This is a genomic window from Duganella sp. HH101, assembly GCF_001758795.1.
GTDB classification, from domain to species: domain Bacteria; phylum Pseudomonadota; class Gammaproteobacteria; order Burkholderiales; family Burkholderiaceae_D; genus Rugamonas; species Rugamonas rivuli.
In genome coordinates this window covers 339,128-361,002 of record NZ_LRON01000001.1, presented here as the reverse complement: position 1 = coordinate 361,002, position 21,875 = coordinate 339,128, and the positions used below count along the sequence as shown (strand labels likewise).

4 protein-coding genes are annotated in these 21,875 nt (G+C 68.2%); 3 read left to right on the top strand and 1 reads right to left on the bottom strand.

Annotated elements, in window-relative coordinates; all coding sequences use genetic code 11:
• Positions 1-6: 6 nt before the first annotated feature.
• Genes DUGA2_RS01355 through DUGA2_RS01345 form a run of 3 tightly spaced genes read left to right on the top strand, consistent with a single transcriptional unit; the run spans position 7 to position 15,403 of the window.
• Positions 7-12,336 (top strand): non-ribosomal peptide synthetase, encoded by a 12,330-nt coding sequence (locus DUGA2_RS01355; RefSeq protein ID WP_070266767.1) that lies wholly within the window; start codon positions 7-9, stop codon positions 12,334-12,336.
• Positions 12,333-13,637, top strand: a complete 1,305-nt coding sequence (locus DUGA2_RS01350; RefSeq protein WP_070266766.1) for an MFS transporter — start codon at positions 12,333-12,335, stop codon at positions 13,635-13,637. The genes DUGA2_RS01355 and DUGA2_RS01350 overlap by 4 nt, the downstream gene beginning before the upstream one ends.
• Positions 13,634-15,403 carry an FAD-dependent monooxygenase gene (locus DUGA2_RS01345; protein ID WP_070266765.1) on the top strand — a complete coding sequence of 590 codons (1,770 nt, stop codon included), beginning with the start codon at positions 13,634-13,636 and terminating at the stop codon, positions 15,401-15,403. Before DUGA2_RS01350 ends, DUGA2_RS01345 begins: the two co-directional genes overlap by 4 nt.
• On the opposite strand, the gene DUGA2_RS01340 is transcribed toward DUGA2_RS01345, so the two are convergent.
• Positions 15,400-21,855, bottom strand: coding sequence for a non-ribosomal peptide synthetase (locus DUGA2_RS01340; protein WP_070266763.1), 6,456 nt, complete (start codon positions 21,853-21,855; stop codon positions 15,400-15,402). The two genes, DUGA2_RS01345 and DUGA2_RS01340, sit on opposite strands and share 4 nt — an antisense overlap.
• Between the last annotated feature and the right edge of the window lie 20 nt (positions 21,856-21,875).

Sequence of the window (21,875 nt, the reverse complement as noted above, 5' to 3'; positions counted from 1 at the left end):
CGCTACATGAACAACGTAAACGGAACCCTGGACATTCCATCCTTCCTGCTGGAGATGGGCAATCAGGGAGTGCGCTTCTCGGTTGCCAACGGCAAGCTGCGCAGCCATAGCGCCAAAGGGACTCTCAGTGCCGCCGCCCAGGCCACGATACGCGAATATAAAGACGCCATCCTGGCCTTCCTGGATGCGGCATTCGGCGGCGAAGCGCAGGCGACGCCGATACCGCGCGCCCGGCGCGACCAGCCGCTGCCGCTGTCGTTCGCGCAGCAGCGCCTGTGGTTCCTGGACCGGTTTACGCCAAACGCCGCAACCTATAACATCGCCGGCGCTTTCAACCTGAGCGGAACACTCGACCTGGCCGCGCTGCGCCAGACCTTCGACGAGATCGTGCGCCGCCACGAGGCCTTGCGCACCAGTTTCCCGCTGGTCGACGGCGCGCCCGTCCAGCACATCGCCGAACAGCTTGCGCTGGACATCGCCGTGACCGACCTGGCGCACCTGCCGTCCGCCGAACGCACCGAGCGCGCCCGCTTGCTCGCGCAACGCGAGGCGGAAACGCCATTCGACCTGGCCAGCGGCCCGCTGATCCGGGTTGGCCTGATCCGGCTCGACGCCGCCGAACACCTGCTGCTATTCACCTTGCACCACATTGTCTCGGACGGCTGGTCGATGGGTGTCCTGCTCAAGGAAATGGCGGCGCTCTACCAGGCATACTCCGCGCGGCGCCCATCGCCGCTGCCCGAATTGCCGATCCAGTACGCCGACTACGCGCTGTGGCAGCGCCAGTGGCTGGACGGTGCGCTGCAGGAGCGCCAGCTCGCCTATTGGGAGGCTCAACTGGCCGGTGCTTCGCGCCTGCTGCAACTGCCGACCGACCGGCCCCGTCCCGCTGTGCAAGGCAATGCCGGCGCCAGCATCGATTTCACCATCGGCGCCGCCACCAGCGCCGCGCTGCAGGCGCTGGCCAAGGCAGAACAGGCGACACTGTTCATGACCCTGGCGGCCGCATTCAACATCCTGCTTGGCCGCTACACCGGACAGCGCGATATCTGCATCGGCACGCCGATCGCCAACCGCAACCGCGCCGACATCGAAGCGCTGATCGGCTTTTTCATCAATACGCTGGTGCTGCGCACCGACCTTGAAGGCAATCCGGGCTTTCGCGCGCTGCTGGCGCGGGTGCGCGCCGCTACGCTTGGCGCGTACGAACATCAGGACGTCCCGTTCGAGCAACTGGTCGAGCGGCTCAAGGTGGAGCGCAGCACCAGCCATTCACCGCTGTTCCAGGTCATGCTGGTGCTGCAAAATGCGCCGATGGGCGAGTGGGAACTTGCCGGTCTGACGATGCGGGCCATGCATGCGCAAGGCGCCGGCGCCAAGTTCGACTTGCGCCTGTCGATCACCGAACAGCCCACCGGACTGTCATGCGCAATCGAGTACCGCACCGACCTGTTCGACCGCTCGACGATGCGGCGCATGGCAAGGCATTTCACACGGCTGCTCGACGCCATCGCCGCCAATCCGGACGCCGCCATCGACTCGCTGGCCATGCTGGACGACGCCGAGCGCCGGCGCATGCTGGTCGACTGGAACGCCACCGCCACGCCACGAAGCAGCGGCAGCACCGTGCACCAGCGTTTCGAAGCCCAGGCGGCGCGTACGCCGGGGCTGCCGGCCCTGGTGTTCGGCGAGCGGCAACTGAGCTTCGCCGAATTGAATAGCCGCGCCAACCGGCTGGCCAACTACCTGCGCGACAACGGCGTCGGCCCGGATGTGCGGGTGGCCCTGTGCGCGGAACGCGGCATCGACCAGATCATCGGCCTGCTGGCCATCCTCAAGGCGGGCGGCGCCTACCTGCCGCTGGACCCGGCGTATCCTGCCGAACGGCTGGCGCATATGCTGGCCGATGCCCGTCCTCCGATCGTGCTGACCGAATCCCATCTGCTTAACATCCTGCCGGCGCATGCGGCGAGCATATTCCTGCTCGACCAAGACGAGGCGCTGCTGGCCAATCACGCCGACGCCAATCCCGTCAACCTGAGCACGCCCGACAACCTCGCCTATGTGATCTACACGTCCGGCTCCACCGGAAAACCCAAAGGCATCGGCATCGCGCATCGTTCCGCGCTCAACCTGGCGGCCGCGCTGGTGCGCCAGATCTATGCCGACATGGCCGACCTGTCCGGGATGCGCGTGGCGGTCAACGCCTCGCTCTCGTTCGACGCCTCGGTCAAGCAATGGTTGCTGATGCTGTATGGCGCAACCATCCACCCGGTACCCGGCGACGTGCGCAGCGATGTCGCCCGGCTATCCCGCTTTCTCGACGAGGCGCGTATCGACAGCTTCGACTGCACGCCGTCGCAACTGGCAGTGCTGCTGCCTTCCTGCGCCGCGCTGCCCAGCCACGTGCTGATAGGCGGCGAGGCGATAGGCGCGCAGTTGTGGGCCGAGCTACAGGCGCGCGGCAACAGCCGCTTCTTCAATGTCTATGGTCCGACCGAGGCCACTGTCGACACCACGATCTGCGACATCCGGGCAGCCGGCCCGCTGCCCGTGCTGGGGCGTCCGCTCGACAATGTGCAGGTCTATCTGCTGGATGAACAGCTGGAGCCGGTGCCCGTGGGCGCTGCGGGAGAGCTGCATATCGCCGGCGACGGCCTGGCGCGCGGCTACCTGAATCGTCCCGGCCAGACCGCGGAGAAATTCATCCCCGATCCGCACGCGACCACGCCCGGCGCGCGCATGTACAAGAGCGGCGACCTGGCGCGCCATCTGCCGGACGGCACCATCGCCTACCTGGGCCGCAACGATTTCCAGGTCAAGCTGCGCGGCTTCCGCATGGAGCTTGGCGAGATCGAAGCGCAGCTGTGCGCTTGCACCGGCGTGCGCGCGGCGGCCGCGCTGGTGCGCGAAGATGCGCCGGGCGACCAGCGTCTGGTGGCCTACGTCGTCCCTCAGGAAGGCATGACGCTGGACGTGGCCGAGCTGCGCGCCGCGCTGGCCCGCGAACTGGCCCACTACATGGTGCCGGGCGCCTTCGTGATGCTGGCGGCGCTGCCGCTGAGCGCCAACGGAAAAGCCGACCGGGCCGCGTTGCCTGCTCCGGACGCCGACGCCTATCCGAAACGGCTCTACGCGGAGCCGCAGGGCGGCACCGAGCGGGCGATGGCCGAGATCTGGGCCGCGCTGCTGAACTGCCCGCAGGTGGGCCGCGACGACAATTTCTTCGAGCTGGGCGGCCACTCCTTGCTGGCGATCGGCCTGGTCGAGAGCATGCGCCTGGCCGGCATGGCGACCGATGTGCGCAGCCTGTTCGGCGCGCCGACCGTCGCCGGCCTGGCGGCCCTGATCGACGGCGGCACGGGCGGCGACGTGGCGGTGCCGCCCAACCGGATTCCGGCCGGCTGCACCGCGCTGACGCCCGACATGCTAAGCCTGGTGCAGCTGAATCCCGAGCAGATCGTGCGTATCGTCCAGACGGTCGCCGGCGGCGCCGCCAACATCGCCGACATCTATCCGCTTGCGCCGCTGCAGGAAGGCATCCTGTTCCACCACTTGATGAACGCAAACGGCGACGCCTACCTGCGCCCAATGCTGATCGGATTCGACAGCCGCGCGCGGCTGGACGCCTTCCTCGGCGCGCTTCAGCAAGTCATCGACCGGCACGACATCCTGCGCACCGGGGTGCTCTGGGAAGGCTTGCCGGAGCCGGTACAGGTGGTGTTGCGCCATGCTCCGCTCGTGATTGACGAACTGGCGTTTGACACAGAGGCCGGCGACGTCGGCGAACAACTCCAGCTGCGCAACGATCCACATCGCTTCCGCATCGACGTCAGCGCGGCGCCATTGCTGCGCGGTTTCATCGCGGAGGACGCGCCCAACGCGCGCTGGCTGCTGCAACTGTGGTCGCACCACCTGGTGAGCGACCATACGACACTGGCCTTGATGGTCGGCGAGATCCAGGTGCTGATGGATGACCGCCTGGCGCCACTGCCCGTGCCTTTGCCGTTCCGCGACTTCGTCGCCGTAGCCAGGTTGGGCGTGCCGCAGGCACAGCACGAAGCCTTCTTCAGCGACATGCTGGGCGATGTCGACGAAATGACCGCGCCATTCGGCCTGACCGACGTATTGGGCGACGGCGCCCGCATCGCCGAGGCGCGACGTCAGCTCGACCCGGAACTGGCACTGCGCATACGCCAGCAGGCCCGCCGGCTCGGCGCCAGCGCCGCCAGCATCATGCACCTGGCTTGGGCGCAAGTGCTGGCCAAGGCGTCGGGACGCGACGACGTGGTGTTCGGCACCGTCATGTTCGGCCGCATGCAGGGTGGCAGCGGCATCGCCGGCGTGTTCGGCATGTTCATCAACACCCTGCCGTTGCGCATCCGCGTTGGCCGGCAAGGCGCGCAGGCCGGCGTGCGCGCCACCCATGCGCTGCTGACCCGGTTGATACGCCATGAAAACGCCTCGCTGGCCCTGGCCCAGCGCTGCAGCGGCGTGGCGGCGCCGTCGCCGCTGTTTTCGTCGGTATTCAACTACCGTCACAGCGGCGCGCCGGCCGCCGGCGCGGGCGCCGAACAAGATCCATCGCGCTGGGCGCATGGCGTCCAGGTGCTCGATGCGGTCGAGCGCACCAGCTATCCTTTTGACTTCTCCGTCGATGACCTGGGCACGGGGTTTGGGCTGGTTGCCCAGGTAGCGGAGGAAGTCGGCGCAGAGCGGGTCTGCGACTACATGCAAACGGCGCTGGAAAACCTGGTCGCCGCCCTGGAGCAGGCCCCCGATACCGCCTTGTCCACCATCGAGGTCTTGCCACCGCGGGAGCGCCAGTACGCGCTGTCGAGATGGAACGACACATCCGCCGACTATCCCGGCTGGACCACGGTGCACCAATTGTTCGAAGAACAGGTGGCGCGCACGCCGGACGCCATCGCGCTGGTATTCAAGGAGGCGTCACTCAGCTTTGCGCAGCTGAACGCGCGCGCCAACCAGTTCGCGCACCACCTGCGCGAACTGGGCGTGGTGGCCGATGCGCGGGTCGCGCTGTGTGCCGACCGCTCGCTCGACATGGTCGTCGGCATGATCGCCGTACTCAAAGCGGGTGGGGCCTACGTTCCGCTCGATCCGGCCTGGCCGGCAGACCGCATCGCCTACGTGCTGGCCGACGCGGCGCCCGTCGCGCTGCTCTGCCAGCGCCACCTGGCCGACGCGCTGCCGCCCTTCGCCGGCCCGCTGGTCGATCTCGACACGCCGCCTGGCCAGTGCGGCGATCACAATCCGGTCCATGCCACACGGGGCGCCAACCTGGCCTACGTGATCTACACCTCCGGCTCGACCGGCCAGCCCAAGGGCGTGCTGACCGTGCACAAGGGAGTGGTCAACCTGGCTGCATCGCACCTCCATCACATCTACCGGCCGCTGCGCGCCGGTGCCTTGCGCGCCAGCTTCAACGCGTCCTATGTATTCGACGCCTCCGTGTCGGAGCTGATCCTGCTCCTGGATGGCCACACCCTGTTTATCGTCCCCGACGAAGTGCGCCTTTCCCCTGCCGCGCTGCTGGCGTTTATCACCACCCATCGCCTCGACGCCTTCGATTCCAGCCCGGCCCAACTCAAGCTGCTGCTCGACCACGACGCCAACGCTCAACTGCCCGGCATTGTGCTGTTCGGCGGCGACGCCATCGACGCCGCCCTGTGGACGCGCCTCCAGAGCGCCGGCAAGACGCGCTTCTTCAACGCCTACGGCCCGACCGAAACCACCATCGACGTGGCCATCTGCCCGCTGCGCGACGGGCCGGCGCAACCGTCGATCGGCACACCGGAAGCAAACACCCGCATCTACCTGCTCGACGCCGACCTCAATCCGGTGCCGCCTGGTGCACCCGGCGAGATCCACATCGCCGGCCATGGCCTGGCGCGCGGCTACCTGAACCGCCCAGGCCTGACCGCCGAGCGCTTCATCCCCGATCCGTTCAACGCCGAACCCGGCGCCCGCATGTACCGCAGCGGCGACCTGGGACGCCACGACGCCGACGGCAAGCTGATTTGCCTGGGCCGCGTGGACGAACAGCTCAAACTGCGCGGCTACCGCATCGAACCCGGCGAGATTGAAGCCGCGCTGCGCGGCCACCCCGGCGTACGCGACGCCGCTGTCAGCGCCGTGCGCCAGAACGGCAATACGCTGCTGGCCGCCTGCGTCGTGCGCGCCACCAGTTTCTGGCCACCGTATCTCAAAGCCGGCGCGGAGTTCGGAATCGAGACGCCCACGGCCTTGCCGCCGGAGCTGTCGGCGGCAAGGCTGGTGACACTGGATGGAGAGCGTGTGGCACTGCTGGCCTTGTCCAGGGAGCTGCGGATTGCCGATGCCGCCGGGATCCTCCACACGGTCGCGCCGCTGTCCGCCCAACCTTACTTCAGGGCCGATTTCGACGCCCTGCACAGCGGATCCTGGCCGCGCTATTTCGACGGATCGCCGGTTCTCAAGCAGCACTGGAACCGCCTGTACGACAGTTTCCCGCAAGCGCAGATCACCATCAAGGAAGGCATGGCCGACCTGACCGGGGTAGGCAATGCAGCGCTCATCGCATGGGACGGCACGCCGGCCAACCTGCCGCAAGGCTGGGATGGCGCCATCGTGCGGGCGCTCGACGAACAGGCGCGCCACGTGTCGCCCAACACGCTGGTGATCCTGGCCGGCATCATCGATCCGCGCCACCGCAGCCGCAAACTGGCTGGCTTGATCATCGACGCCTTCAAGGCGGTCGCCGTCACCCTGGGGCTCGAACACCTGATCGTCGCCCTGCGCCCGATCGCCAAGACCGCGCACCAGGACACGCCGATCGACGAGTACTGCGGCCTGGCGCGCGAGGATGGCGCGCTGCTCGACGGCTGGCTGCGCCTGCACTGCGATGCCGGCGGCACGGTGATCGGCGCGGAACCGCGCTCGCAGCTGGTCGAAGGCACGCTGGCGCAATGGGAGCAATGGAGCGGCACGCGCTTCAGCCATTCCGGCGACCACTACCTGCCCGACACCTTGGCGCCGATCAGCGTCGACATCGACAACGACCGCGCCGTCTACCACGACCCGTGCATCTGGGTCTCGCACCCACTGCCGGCCGACGCCGTCGCCGGCGCGATTCCCGACATCGCCGCCGCCGAGCGCCTGTATCGATCGGCGGCCGGCGCGGACGGCGCCCCGCAGCGCTGCCTGCTGGTCGACGCCAGCGCGCTGCCGGTGCACGCCGACAAGGAAGCAGACAAGGAGGCCGTGAGGGGCCTGTTGACGGCATTGGCCCGCCATGCGCGGCCACTGCCCGGCGCACAGGAACTCAAGTCCTTCCTCTCCAAATCGCTGCCCGACTACATGGTGCCCGCCGCCATCGTCTTCACCGATGCGATAGCGCTGACCGCCGGCCTGAAGGTCGACAAGCAGGCATTCGCGAAATTGGTCGCCGCCGGCGAAGCCGTTGACGACTACCAGGCACCCACCACCGCCAGCGAAATCGCACTGTGCGCGATCTGGCAAGACCTGCTTGGCGTGCGGCGCGTCGGCGTCAACGACAACTTCTTCACGCTCGGCGGCCACTCCCTGCTGGCAGTGCAGCTGCTTTCACGGCTACGCCAGGCGCAGCATGCAGACATTGCGCTTGCCGACCTGTTCGCCCATCCGGTCCTGGCCGATTTCGCGCGGCTGCTGCAAACCGCCGGCGACGCCGCACCGGCGCCCATTCCACCAGCCGACCGCCTTGCGCCGCTGGCCGCATCGTTCGCGCAGCAACGACTATGGTTCCTCGCCCAACTCGATGGCGGCAGCGCCGCCTACCACATGGCGTCCGGCCTGCAGCTTGACGGCGCGCTGGACCTGGCGGCGCTCACGCGGGCCCTTGACCGCATCGTCGAACGCCACGAATCGCTGCGCACCACCTTCGCCCAGCAGGGCGGCAACGTGATCCAGCTGGTCGGCCAGCCCGAAGCCATGCGGCTGGCGCGGCATGACGTGCGCGACGCGGCCGATCCGCAACAGGCCTTGCAAGCGCTGTGCGAGCTGGAGGCCGGCCTGCCCTTCGACCTGGCGCAAGGCCCGCTGGTGCGGGCACGCCTGATACGCGTCGGCGAGCAGCGCCACGTGCTGCTGCTCACGATGCATCACATCGTCTCCGACGGCTGGTCGCTCGGGGTGCTGGTGCGTGAACTGAGCACCTTGTACGCCGCGTTCCAGCGGGGCGAGGATGGCGTGCTGGCGCCGCTGCCGCTCCAGTACGCCGATTTCGCCGCTTGGCAGCGCGCCGGACTGGCCGGCGCGGGCCGGGAGGAGCACGCCGCCTACTGGCGCGACAACCTCGCCGGCGCACCCGCCCTGCTGGAACTGCCGAGCGACCGGGTGCGCCCGCTGCGGCAAAGCCATGTCGGCGGCAAGCACGATATCGCGCTCGACGCCGCGCTGACGGACGCACTGAAGGCGCTTAGCGCGCGCCATGGCGTAACGCTGTACATGACGCTGCTGGCCGGCTGGGCGGTCCTAATGGCGCGCCTGTCCGGCCAGGACGACGTGGTAATCGGCAGCCCCACGGCAGGCCGGCAGCGGTTGGAACTGGAAACCTTGATCGGCATGTTCGTCAACACGCTGCCCTTGCGTATCGACCTGTCGGCCGAACCCAACGTGGCGCAACTGCTCGCGCAAACCCGCGCACAGGTGCTGTCCGCGCAACGGCACCAGGATCTGCCGTTCGAACAGATCGTCGACATCCTTCAGCCGCCACGCAGCATGGCGCACTCACCGCTGTTCCAGGTCATGTTCACCTGGCAGAACACGCCGGAAGGAGAGCTTGCGCTACCCGGCCTGAGTGTCTCCGCGCTGCCCGGCGGCGCCGACGGCGCGGCCAAGTTCGATCTGTCGCTGTCGCTGCGCGAGGCCGACGGCGGCATCAGCGGCGCCATCGGCTACGCCGCAGCCCTGTTCGATGAATCCACCGTTGCGCGCCATGCGGGCCATTGGCGCACGCTGCTGGCGGCCATGGCCGCCGGTGACAGCACCCCGGTGCACCGCCTGCCGCTGCTCGATGCGGCCGAACGCGCGCAGCAGCTGCGTCGCTCAAACCCGGCTCCTATCGACTATCCCGTCGAGCTATGCCTGCACGAGCTGTTCGAGCAGCAGGTGGAGCGCACGCCCGCCGCCCTGGCTGTGGCGCACGGCCAGCACCGCCTCAGCTACGGTGAGCTCAACGCGCGCGCCAACCAGCTGGCGCACCACCTGCGCGGACTAGGCGTGGTGCCGGACAGCCGTATCGCCATCTGCGCCGAGCGCGGCGTCGGCATGGTGGTTGGCATACTGGCGGCCCTCAAGGCCGGCGCGGGCTATGTGCCTATGGATCCGGCCTATCCCGCCGACCGGCTGGCGTACATGCTTGAGGACAGCGCGCCACTGGCCGTACTGACCCTGGGCGCGGCGCGCTCCACGCTGAGCAAGGCGCTGACCACGGCGCTGCCGCTGATCGATCTCGATGCCGACCAAGCCCTCTGGGCCGGGCAACCCGCCGCCAACCCGCAGCGCGCTGCCGGTGGCCTGCTGCCGCATCACCTGGCCTACCTGATCTACACATCGGGATCTACCGGCATGCCGAAAGGCGTGATGGTCGAGCATCGCAACGCGGTCAACTTTGTCTGCTGGGCGCGCGACGCCTTCACCGCAGACCAACTGGCCGACACGCTGTTCGCCACATCGCTCAACTTCGACCTGTCCGTGTACGAGTGCTTCGTCCCGCTCAGCACGGGCGCAGCCACCCACGTCGTCGGCAACGCGCTGGCGCTGATCGAAGGCCAGGCAGGGACGCCGCCTGCGGCCGACGTTGGCCTGATCAACACCGTGCCGTCCGCGCTGGACGCGCTGCTCAACGCGGGCGCCGTTCCCGCCAGCGCCCGCGTGGTCAACCTGGCCGGCGAAGCGCTCAGCGGCGCTTTGGTCGAGCGCATCTTCGCCAACAGCCAGGTCGAACTGGTGTGCAACCTGTACGGACCGACCGAAACCACCGTCTATTCAAGCTGGGTGGCGATGCCACGTGCGGGAGGCTACGCCAAACACATAGGCAAGCCGATCGCCAACACCACGATCTACCTGCTAGACCGGCATCTGGAGCCCGTGCCATTCGGCTGTGTCGGCGAAATCTACATCGGCGGTGCGGGTGTAACGCGCGGCTACCACGGCCGCCCGGAGCTGACGGCCGAACGCTTCATCGCCGATCCGTTTGCCGGCGCGGCCGATGCGCGCCTGTATCGCACGGGCGACCTGGGACGCCACGACGCCGACGGCAATCTCGAATACCTGGGCCGCAATGACTTCCAGGTAAAGGTGCGCGGCTTCCGCATCGAACTGGGCGAGATCGAGGCGCAGCTGACCGCCTGCGCCGGGGTGCGCGCCGCGGTGGTGCTGGCGCGTACCGACACCCCCGGCGAAGCACGACTGGTGGCCTACCTGATCGGCGAAGACAGCGGGAGCGACGCCGAAGCGCTGCGCCAGAGCGCCCGCGCCTTCCTGCAGGAGCGGCTGCCCGTCTACATGGTGCCGGCGGTCTTCGTGGTGCTGGATGCGCTGCCGCTGACGCCAAACGGAAAGCTCGACCGCAAACGCCTGCCGGTTCCCGATCTGTCGGCCCAGGCCGACGACCGCTACCAGGCGCCAGCGACCGACATGGAGCGTAAGCTGTGCGCGATCTGGCAGGAGGTGCTGGACGTGCGCCGCATCGGCGTGACCGACAACTTCTTCGACATGGGCGGCCATTCGATGTCGTCGATCACGCTGGTGGACCGGATGCGCCGCGCCAGGCTGGGCATGCGTTTCACCGTCCAGCAGCTGTTTACCGCACCGACCATCGCCGAACTGCTGCAACTGCCGGGCGAACCGGAAACCGCCGACGACCATGCCATCGTCACAGGACGCTTCCCCGTGCTGCCGAATAACCACTGGTTCTTCAAACGGCTCGACCTGAATTTCTGGAACGCGTCGATGATCGCCGAAGTGGCCGGCCGCTATTCGCCGGCCGTCATGCAGGAGGCGGTAGCGCAGCTGCTGCGCCACCACGACGGCCTGCGCAGCCGTTGGGTGCGGGAAGACGGCGTCTGGTATCAGCTGATACCGGATGCCGGGGACATGGCGCCCTGGTGGAACAGCGTCGACCTGAGCGCACTGCCGGACGAGCAGGTAGCCGACGCAATCGAAGCGCACAGCAGCGCGCTGCAACGCAGCCTGGATATCGAAAAAGTGCTGTTCCGGGTGCTGTATTTCGACCTTGGCGAGCAACGCAATGCGCGCGTCGTGTTCATCGTCCACCACCTGGTGATCGATGGCTATTCGCAATCGCTGTTCATGCAGGATATGGATGCCGCCTGCGCGCGCATCGCGGACGGCCTGGCGCCCGACTTCCCCGGCAAGACCAGTTCCATCAAGGATGTCGCCCTCTACCTGAACGACTACGCCCAACACCCCGACGTGCTGGCGCAGCTGGACTACTGGCGCGGGCTGCCGTGGCAGCGTTGCCTTCCGCTGCCGCCAGAACCGCAACCGGAACGCCTGCTCCACGATCCCGGCGCGGCCAGTCCCTACATGGTCTCCGACATGCTGAGCGAGGACGAGACGACGCAGCTTTACCAGCTGCCGCGACAGGCGCCCGGCGTACGGCTCGACGACATACTGATCACCGCTATCGTGCTGGCCTATCGGGCCTGGTCCGGCTCGCCCGCGCTGGTGCTCAACCTGACCAATCACGGCCGGGTGTTCGACGCCAACCGCGCGCTGGACCTGTCGCGCACCATCGGCTGGGTGGGCAACTACACCAACTGCCTGTTCGATATCGGCGAGATCGGCACCAACGGCGGCAGCGCCCTCGCAGCGCTGCGCGCGGTGCAGGAACAGCACGAACGGCTGCGTGGCAGGGAGACCAGTTTCAGCCTGCTGCGCCACATGCACGACGATCCGGCCGTCCGCAGGGAGATGGAAGGATTCGGCAGGCACCAGCTCGAATTCAACTTTATCCCGCCCGAGAAGAGCATCTACGACCAGGACATGTCGGACATCGCGCGCGCCGAAATGCAAACCCGCGGCCTGCTGCCATGCGCCGAGGAAGCGGGCCCCAACGACGGCCCGATGTACGCCAGCTTCCAGCCCTTCTGCAAGGCGTTTACCATGCGCGGCCAGTTGGTCCTGTACTGGATCTTCAGCCAAAGCCAGCACACCGAAGACACCTTCCGTGGCTTCATGAACCTGCACATGGCCATGCTGCGCACGCTGATCGACGAACTGGCCGTCGGCACTCCATCCACCACCTTGAACGAAACGAGCAAGCAATGACCCAATCGACCTCCCTGCGCGCCCTGCTGGCGAAGGACCGCAATTTCCGTTGGCTGCTGGGCGGCGCCATCGTCTCGGCAATGGGCGACCAGTTTTCGCTGATCGCGCTGCCCTGGCTGGTGCTGCAGGTGTCCGGCGACACGCTGGCGCTGGGCGTGGTGCTGGCCACCATGAGCATCCCGCGCGCACTGTTCGTGCTGCTGGGCGGCGCGCTGGTGGACCGCCACTCGGCCCGCCGCGTGCTGTTGATCGCCCAGGGCGCCAACATGCTGCTGTTATTCGGTTTGGCCGGCCTGGTGCTGAGCGGGATGCTGCAGCTGTGGATGATCTATGTCTTCGCACTTGGCATCGGCGTGTCGACCGCATTCAGCATCCCGTCCGGCTCGGCCATCGTGCCGCAAGTGGTGGCGGCGGCCGACCTGCCCGTGGCGAACCGCGCCATGATGGGCGTGATGCAGCTGTCGCTGTTCGTCGGCCCCTCGCTGGCCGGCGTGTTGATCGCGCTGTTCAGCGATGGCGCATCGGGCAGCGCCGGCCAGACGCGCGGCATCGGGCTGGCCTTCCTGTTCGACGGCGCCAGCTTCGCGCTGTCCGTGCTGGCGCTGACCCGGCTGGCGATGGAGGCGCGCAGCGGCGGCCGCCCGCCCCAGCGCGCCAGCATGATCCAGACCATCGCCGAGGGCGTGCGCTACGTGGTCCGTGACGGCAAACTGGCTACCAGCTTCGTGTACGGCTCGGCGATCGCATTCTGCGCGAGCGGGCCGATACAGGTGGCGATGCCGGTGCTGGCAGGCCAACTGACGCAGGGCGCGAGCGCCTTCGGCATCCTGGTGGGCGCGTTCGGCGCCGGCAGCATCCTTGGCACCATCGTTTCCGGCGCGCGTCCCGATTTCCGCGCGGGTAACGTCGGCCGCACCATGCTGCTGATCGACTTCATCATCGGCGCGCTGTTCATGGGCTTCGGCCAGATCAACGCGCTCTGGCAGGGAGCTGCTATCCTGCTGGGCTGCGGCACCTTGTTCGGCTATTTGCAAAGCATCGTCTACAACTGGACCCAGCAAAGGGTACAACCGCAGATGCTGGGGCGCGTCATGAGCGTGATCATGTTCATGATGATGGTGATTACGCCGCTGTCCACCGCCGTATCGGGGGCGCTGCTGCGCAGCGTCGCGCCGGGTACCTTGTTTGCGGCCAGCGGTGCGCTGGTGATCGTTATCGTGCTGATCGCCATGCTCGCGACCTCGATGCCCACGCTGTCGGATTTGAGCGCCGAACCACCCGCCGGCGAGCCGCAAGCATGAGGGAGATAGCCATCCCCGTCCTGATCGTCGGCGCAGGACCGGCCGGCCTGGCCGCGGCAGCCCTGCTGGCGCACTACGATGTTGCGGCGCTGGCGGTGAGCCGCCACCCCGGCACCGCCAACTCGCCACGCGCCCACATCACCAACCAGCGCACCATGGAGGTGCTGCGCGACCTGGGCCTGGAAGCGCAGGTCAAGACGCTGGCGATGCCGAAGGAGCAGATGCGCCACAACGTCTGGGCGACCAGCTTCGCCGGCCCGGAGCTGGCGCGGATGGACAGCTGGGGCGCCGGCCCCGAGCGCGCGCCGGACTACGCGGCCGCCAGCCCCTGCGAGATGTGCAACATCCCGCAGCACCTGCTGGAACCTGTGCTGCTGGCCGGTGCGCGTGCAAAAGGCGCGCAGGTGCTATTCAACACCGAACTGATTGAGATCACCCAGCACAACGATCAGGTCGTCGCCCAAATGCGAGACCGCGTCACCGGGGAGGACTTCGTCGTCCGCGCCCAGTATGCAATCGGCGCAGACGGCGGCAACAGCCTTGTGGCCGCAAACATGGGCATCGCGATGGAGGGCGAAATGGCGCTGGGGCCGGCGTTGAGCTGCTGGCTGGAGGCCGACCTGACGGCCTACTGCGCTTCGCGTCCCGGTGCGCTGTACTGGATGTCCCAACCGGATCCCGTACTGGGCCTGCAAAGCGCGACATTCGTCTGCGTCCGTCCATGGACCGAATGGGTGATGGTGTTCACGTACGATCCAGGGCAGCCCGAGGCCAGCCTGGAAGAGCCGGCACTGCTGGCCCGCGCACGCGCGATCATCGGCGTACCGGAGCTGCCGATCCGTCTCAAGGCGGTCAGCAAATGGACCATCAAGCGCGCCGTCGCCACCAGCATGCAGGCCGGCCGGGTGTTCCTGGCGGGCGACGCCGCGCACCGCCATCCTCCCACCAACGGGCTGGGAACCAATACCTCGGTGCAGGACAGCTACAACCTGGCCTGGAAGCTGGCGATGGTCTTGCGCGGCAAGGCCGGCCCCGGCCTGCTGGCCAGCTACAACGACGAACGCCTGCCCGTAGCGCGCGCCGTCGTCGAACGCGCGATGCAGTCGGTGTACGACATGCAGCCGCTTGGCGAGGCGCTGGGCCTTGCGCCCTGGCAGACGCCGGAGCAGATGGCCGCCGCGCTTGAACCTTTGCTCGCCACCACGCCAGACAGCGAAGCCAGACGCGCCGCTTTGGCGCAGGCCGTGCAATTGCAGCAGTACCAGTTCAATTGTCACGGCGTCGAACTGGGGCAGCGTTATGCCTCCGCCGCCGTGCGCCCCGACGTCGACGCAGGCGCCACGCTGGAAAATCCCGGCCGCGACGCTCAGCTCTACTACCATGCCAGCAGCCAGCCTGGCGCGTCCCTGCCCCACGCCTGGCTGTCGCGCGGCGGCCAGCGCTGCTCGACGCTCGACCTGGCCGGGCAAGGCCGTTTTGTGTTGCTGACCGGCGCCTCCGGCCAGCCGTGGCGGGACGCGGTCGAAGCGGTACGCGACGCGCTAGGCGTCGACATCGCCGTCCATGCCATCGCCGCGGCGGATGGCGAAATCATCGACGTCGATGGCGCTTGGGCCGCCCAGCGCGGTGTGGCGGAATACGGCTGCGTGCTGCTGCGGCCGGACCGCCATGTCGCATGGCGCAGCCGGACACTGCCCGCCGACGCACCTGCCGCGCTGCTGGCGGTGCTCAACGCTATCCTGTGGCCTGAGCCACAGGACTGTTAAGCGGCCCGCGCGCCTTGACGGGCGCGCGCCGCCGTATTCCGCTGACGCCTTTGTTCACCGCGCGCCTGGCCGTCCATCTCGGCCACGCCTGTTTGCGGCGCCGCGCCGAGGAACTGGGCCAGTTTGGCCACACTGGTGTAGCGGAACAGGTCCACCACGGCCAGCCGGTCGCCGAATTGGGCCTTCACCCGGCCATGCAGGCGCACCACCAGCAAGGAATTGCCCCCCAGCTCAAAGAAGCTGTCGTGGATGCCCACGCGGTCCAGTCCCAGCACATCGGCCCAGATGGCCGCCAGCGCGTGCTCGATTGGCGTACCGGCGGCGACAAAGCCGGCGTCGCTGCGCAGCAGCGCGGGAGCCGGCAAGGCCTTACGGTCCACCTTGCCGTTCGGCGTGCGCGGCAACTTGTCCAGCGCCACCAGATGGGCCGGCAGCATATATTCGGGCAGCGTGCGCGCTAGCGCGGCGCGTATCTCGCCGACGTCCAGTGCATCATCCTGCGCCACCAGGTAGGCGACCAGACGGCGGTCTCCGTCACCATCGGCGCGCGCCAGCACCACGCAATCGCGCACCTGCGCCATGGCGAGCAGCGCGGCCTCGATTTCGCCCGGCTCGATGCGGAAGCCGCGCAGCTTGAGCTGCTCGTCCAGCCGTCCGAGATAATCGATATTGCCGTCGGCGAGATAGCGCGCCAGGTCGCCGGTACGGTACATGCGCTCGCCGTGCGCGCCGAATGGATCGGGAACGAACTTTTCGGCGCTCAATGCGGCCTGCCGCAAATAGCCGCGCGTCAGTCCGGCGCCGCCGATATACAGTTCGCCGGCCACGCCCAGCGGCACGGGATTGAGGAAGGCGTCGAGGATGTAGATGCGCGTGCCGGCGATAGGACGGCCGATCGGCACGCTGGCCGACTGCGCGATTGCCTGCGCGTCCGACTGATAGACCGAAGCCCACACGGTAGCCTCGGTCGGGCCGTATTCGTTGAACAGCTTGAGCGCCGGGAAGCGCCGGTGGCTTTCGCGCAGCAGTTCGGGCGGACAGGCTTCGCCGGCCAGGATGGCCTTCTCCAGCGTCCAGCTGTCCGCGCCGTCGGCGCGTGCCAGCTCGGCCCACAGCGAAGGAACGCATAGCAGCATGGTGACGCGCGCGGTGCGGATCAAGCGCACCAGCAGCGCCGGATCGCGCACGCTGTCGTCGTCCGGCAGCACCAGCGTCGCGCCGGAGGCCAGCACGCCGAAGATCGCCGCCACAGAACTGTCGAAGGACAGTGACGAAATAAGCAGGTAGCGTCCCAGCGCGCCGTAGTAGTCGAGCCGCGCGAGGGTCGAGTCGATCAGGCTGCGGTGCGCGACCTGTACGCCCTTGGGCCGGCCGCTCGATCCCGAGGTGTAGATGATGTAGGCCAGGTTGCCGGCGCCTGCGGGGCGGTGGGCAAGGCCGGTGTGGACCGACTGCGGCCAGCTGGCTTCGTCGTCGATGCAGCAATGGGGCATCGCGCCGTGGAGCGAGACCGGCAATCTGTCCAGTAGCGCGCTCTGGGTCAGCAGCAAAGCCGGTTGCGCGTCGGCCAGCATGTAGGCCAGGCGTTCCGCCGGATAGTTGGGGTCCAGCGGCACATAGGCGCCGCCGGCCTTGAGTACGGCCAGCAAGGCGACCACCATCCCGGCCGAACGCTCGGCGCAAATCGCCACCAGTACATCCGCGCCGACGCCCAGCGCCCGCAGATGCCGCGCCAGTCGTTCGGCGCGCGCATCGAGTTCGCCGTAGCTCAACGAGACATCGCCGACCACCACCGCGACCTGGTCGGGGGCCTCGGCCGCGCGCGCTTCGAAGCAGGCGTGGATGGTGGTGGCCTGCGTCGGCGCCAGCTGCGCTGTGTGGTTCCAGTCGACCAGCAGCTGCTTTGTCTCGGATGCGGTCAGCATGGGCAGCGCACCGACAGGTGTGTCCGGAGCGGCGGCGGCAGCCGCCAGAAGGCTGGCGAAATGGCCTGCTAGGCGGGCGATGGTGCCGGCGTCGAACAGGTCGGTGTTGTATTCGAAGGAAGCCTGCAAGCGCCCGTCGATCTCGATGACGTTGAGCGTCAGGTCGAACTTGGCGACGTTGCTCGGAATCGTGAGCATTTCCATCGCCAGGCCGGGCAGCGCCGGATTCGCCGGCGGCGTATTCTGAAGCACGAGCATGGCCTGGAACAGCGGCGTATGACTGACGTCCCTCACGGGCTTGAGCGCCTCCACCAGCTGCTCGAACGGCATGTCCTGGTGCGCGTAGGCGTCCAGCGACAGGTCGCGCATCTGCTCAAGCAGGCGCGTAAAGCTGGCGTTTTCGTCCACCTGCGCGCGCAGCACCAGCGTGTTGACGAAAAAGCCGATCATGCCCTCCACCTCGCCGCGCTGGCGGTTGGCGATCGGCGTGCCGATGCAGATGTCGTCCTGGCCCGAGTGGCGTGCCAGCAGCACACTGAACGCCGCCGCCAGCGTCATGAACAGCGTCGCCTGGTGGCGTTGTCCCAATGCGTGCAGGGCTTGCGTGGCCGGGCCGTCCACCATGAACGGCAGCAGTGCGCCGGCATAGGTTTGCACGGCGGGGCGCGGCCGGTCGCTCGGCAGCGACAGCAAGGTGGGCGCACCGGCCAGCCGGGCGGTCCAGTAGTCGATCTGGCGCTGCCGGGCTTCTCCCGCCAGCCACTGGCGCTGCCACTGCGCGTAGTCGGCGTACTGGATGGGCAGCGGAGCAAGCACTGGGGGCCGGCCGGCGATGAACGCGGCATAGAGCTCCACCATCTCCTGCATCAGCACACCGATGGACCAGCCATCCGAGACGATGTGGTGCACCGTGACGAGCAGCACGTGCTCCTGCGGGGCGAGCCGCAGCACTCCGGCGCGCAGCAAGGGGCCGGCGGCCAGATCGAACGGCGCACGCGCTTCGGCCAACATCAGGCGCTCTGCCTCGGCCTGGCGTCCGCCGCTATCCAACGTGGTCAAGTCCGTCACGGGCAGCGCCAGCGGCCCGGGAGCGCGGAACACGGTCAACGGTGCGCCGTCGTCCGATGCGAAGGTGGTACGCAAGGCTTCGTGGCGTTCCACAATGGTTTCGAGCGCGCGCGCCATGGCCTCAACGCTCAACGCCCCGGCCAGGCGCAGCGCCAAGGGCATGTTGTACAGCGCGCCGCCGGGCGCCATGCGGTCGAAGAACCACAGCCGTTGCTGGGCGAACGATGGCAGCAGCGCGCCGTGCCGGCTGGCCGGTGCGATGATATCGCTGCCGCCGGCATGGCCGGCCTTGTCGTTGCCGGCCTCGCGCAGGCGCAGCGCCAGCGCGGCGACGGTAGGCGCTTCGAAGATGGCGCGCAACGGCAAGGCAAGGCCGAACGCGGCCCGCAACTTCGATACGGCCCGCGTGGCCAACAGCGAATGACCGCCCAGGGCGAAGAAATTATCGTGCGCGCCTATCCGCTCGCACTTGAGCACTTCGCTCCAGATCGCGGCAACGGCCAGCTCGTCCGCGCCTTGCGGTGCGATGAACTCCGCCGCAACAACGCCAGGGACAGGCAGCGCCGCCCGGTCTACCTTGCCGTTGGGCGTGAGCGGCAGGCCGTCCATGACGACGATCTGCGCCGGCACCATGTGGGCGGGCAGCATGGCCGCCAGCGCTGAACGCAGCACGGTGGATAGCACGGCCGGCTGCGTGCCTGATTCGCCGGCCGCATCGGCGACCACGTAGGCATACAGGCGATCTTCGCGTGCGATCGCGAGCGCGTCGCGCACACCTGGCTGCGCCGCCAGCGCCGCCTCGATTTCGCCTAGCTCGACACGCATGCCGCGTAGCTTGACCTGCTGGTCGATCCGGCCCAGGTATTCGATATTGCCGTCGGCAAGGTAGCGCGCCAGGTCGCCGCTCTTGTACAGGCGTGCACCGGGCACCGGTCCGAAGGGATCGGGAATAAACTTGTCCGCGCTAAGGTCCGGGCGATTCAGGTAGCCACGCGCCAGGCCCATGCCGCCGATATGCAGTTCGCCGGCCACGCCTGCCGGCTGCGGATTCAGGTCTGCGTCCAGGATGTAGACCTGCGTGTTGGGCAGAGGCCGGCCTATCGGCGGCGCGCTGCCCTGCCCCGTTGCGCACTGATAAAGCGTGGCGCAGACTGTCGCCTCGGTCGGGCCGTAGCCATTGAACAGGCGGCGGCCCGTCGTCGCCCAACGGTTCGCCAGCGCCTGCGGGCAGGCTTCGCCGGCCGCGATCACGGTGTGCAGCTGCGGCAGGCCTTCGGGTTCCAGCAAGTTCAGCGCGACCGGCCCGAGCGTCGCCACGCCGATGGCGCGGTCCTGCAAGGTTTTCTGCAAATCCTCGCCGGGCATCAGCGCGTCGCGCTCGGCCAGGCACAGCGTGGCGCCGCACGACAGCGCCATGACGATTTCCCAGATCGATGCATCAAAATTGAAGGACGCGAACTGCAACACGCGCTGGCCGGGCGCCAGGCCGAAAGCCAGCGACTGCGCGTGGATCAGGTTGCGCAAGCCGCGATGGGCGAGCGCCGCCCCTTTCGGTCGGCCGGTCGTGCCGGAGGTGTAGATCACGTAGGCCAGGTTGTCGGGCAGCGCGTGATCGGGCAGATTGGCCTCGCCATCAGCGGCAGCCAGGCCGCCGGCGTCTTCGAAGCACAACACCGGCGTATCGCCGGCTGGCAGGCGGTCGAGCAGCGTCCGCTCCGTCAGCAGCAGCGCGGGACGGGCGTCGGCCAGCATGTAGGCCAGACGGTCTGCCGGATAGGCCGGGTCGAGCGGCACGTAAGCGCCGCCGGCCTTGAGTATGGCCAGTACGCCGGCCACCATGTCGGCCGACCGCTCCGCGCACAGGCCCACCAGCGCATCCGCGCCAACGCCGCGCGTGCGCAGTTGGCGCGCCAGACGGTTGGCCCGCGCATTCAGGACGGCGTAGCTGAGGCGCTCCCCGTGCGCGGTTTCAACCGCGCATGCATCAGGGGTGCGCAGCACTTGCTCTTCAAACTGGCGGTGCGCCGGCTGCCCCTCCGGGAACGGGCTGGCGGTGCGGTTCCAGCCTTCCAGCAGCTGGGCGCGTTCCGCGACGTCGAAGAAATCGATATGGCTGATGGGGCGTTCGGGCGCTTCGACCGCCGCCGTCAACACGCGCACCAGGCGCCGGGCCAAGGTCGCCACGCTGGCGCGGTCGAACAGGTCGGTCGCGTACTCGATGATGCCGGTCAGGCCGTGTGCGTTGGCGTGTGCGCCGCACCGCTCGGTGATGCTGATGCTCAGGTCGAACTTGGCGACATGCTGGTTGACCGGCTGCGGTGTCGCCGTCAGGCCGGGCAGGTCGAAGCCTGCTTCATCGTTGTTCTGCAGGACCAGCATCACCTGGAACAGCGGCTGGTGCGCCAGCGAGCGCGCCGGGCAGAGCACCTCGACCAGGCGGTCGAACGGCAAGTCCTGGTGGCGATAGGCGGCCAGGTTGGTCTTGCGCACGCGCGCCGCCAATGCCGTGAAACTGGGATCGCCCGACGTATCGGTGCGCAGCACCAGCGTGTTGGCGAAGAAGCCGACCAGATCGTGCAGCGCATCATCGGTGCGTCCGGCGATCGGGCTGCCGACGGCGATGTCATGCCCCGCGCCCATGCGCGACAGCAGCACGGCCAACCCGGCCTGCAGCAGCATGAACAGCGTGGTGCGGGTGGCGCGGGCCAATGCGAGCAGGCGCCGATAAAGCTGCGCATCGATTTCGAAGTGCAGCGTGTCGCCACGATGGTTGGCCAGCGCGGGACGCGGACGGTCCAACGGCAGCGTGGTCAGCTCGGGCAGGCCGGCCAGCGCCTGTTTCCAGTACGCGAGCTGCTCCGCGATCAGGCTGTCCGGTTCATGCTCGGCTCCCAGCAGCTCGCGCTGCCAGCGCGTATAGTCGGCATACTGGACCGGCAGCGCCGCCCAGCCGGGCGCCCTGCCCGCGCGGCGCGCGCCATACGCCGTGCCCAGGTCGCGCGCCAGCGGCACCATCGACCAGCCGTCCCCCGCGATGTGGTGCAACAGCAGTAGCAGCACATGGCCGCCCTGCTCCAGCCGGAACAGGCTGGCCCGCAAGGGCAGTTCGCGGGCCAGGTCGAAACAGTGGCCGGCGGCGTGCGCGAGCAAATCCGGCAGCGCCGCCTCGCTGCCGCTGACACGGTCGAAGGCCAGCGGCACGGCGCCGGGTGCGACGATTTTTTGTCGCGGCTGATCGTCCACCACCTCGAACAAGGTGCGCAGGCTCTCATGCCGGTCCACCACGTCGACCAGCGCCGCACCCAGCGCCTCCTCGTCCAGCGCCCCGTCCAGCCGAAGCGCCAGCGCGATGTTGTAGGTCGCGTTCGGCCCCTCCAGATGATCGAGGAACCACAGCCGCTGCTGGGCAAACGAAAGCGGTGGCGTGGCGGTGCTATCGGACTGGCGGGCTTGCGGCACTTGGGTCTCCTTGGTTGCTA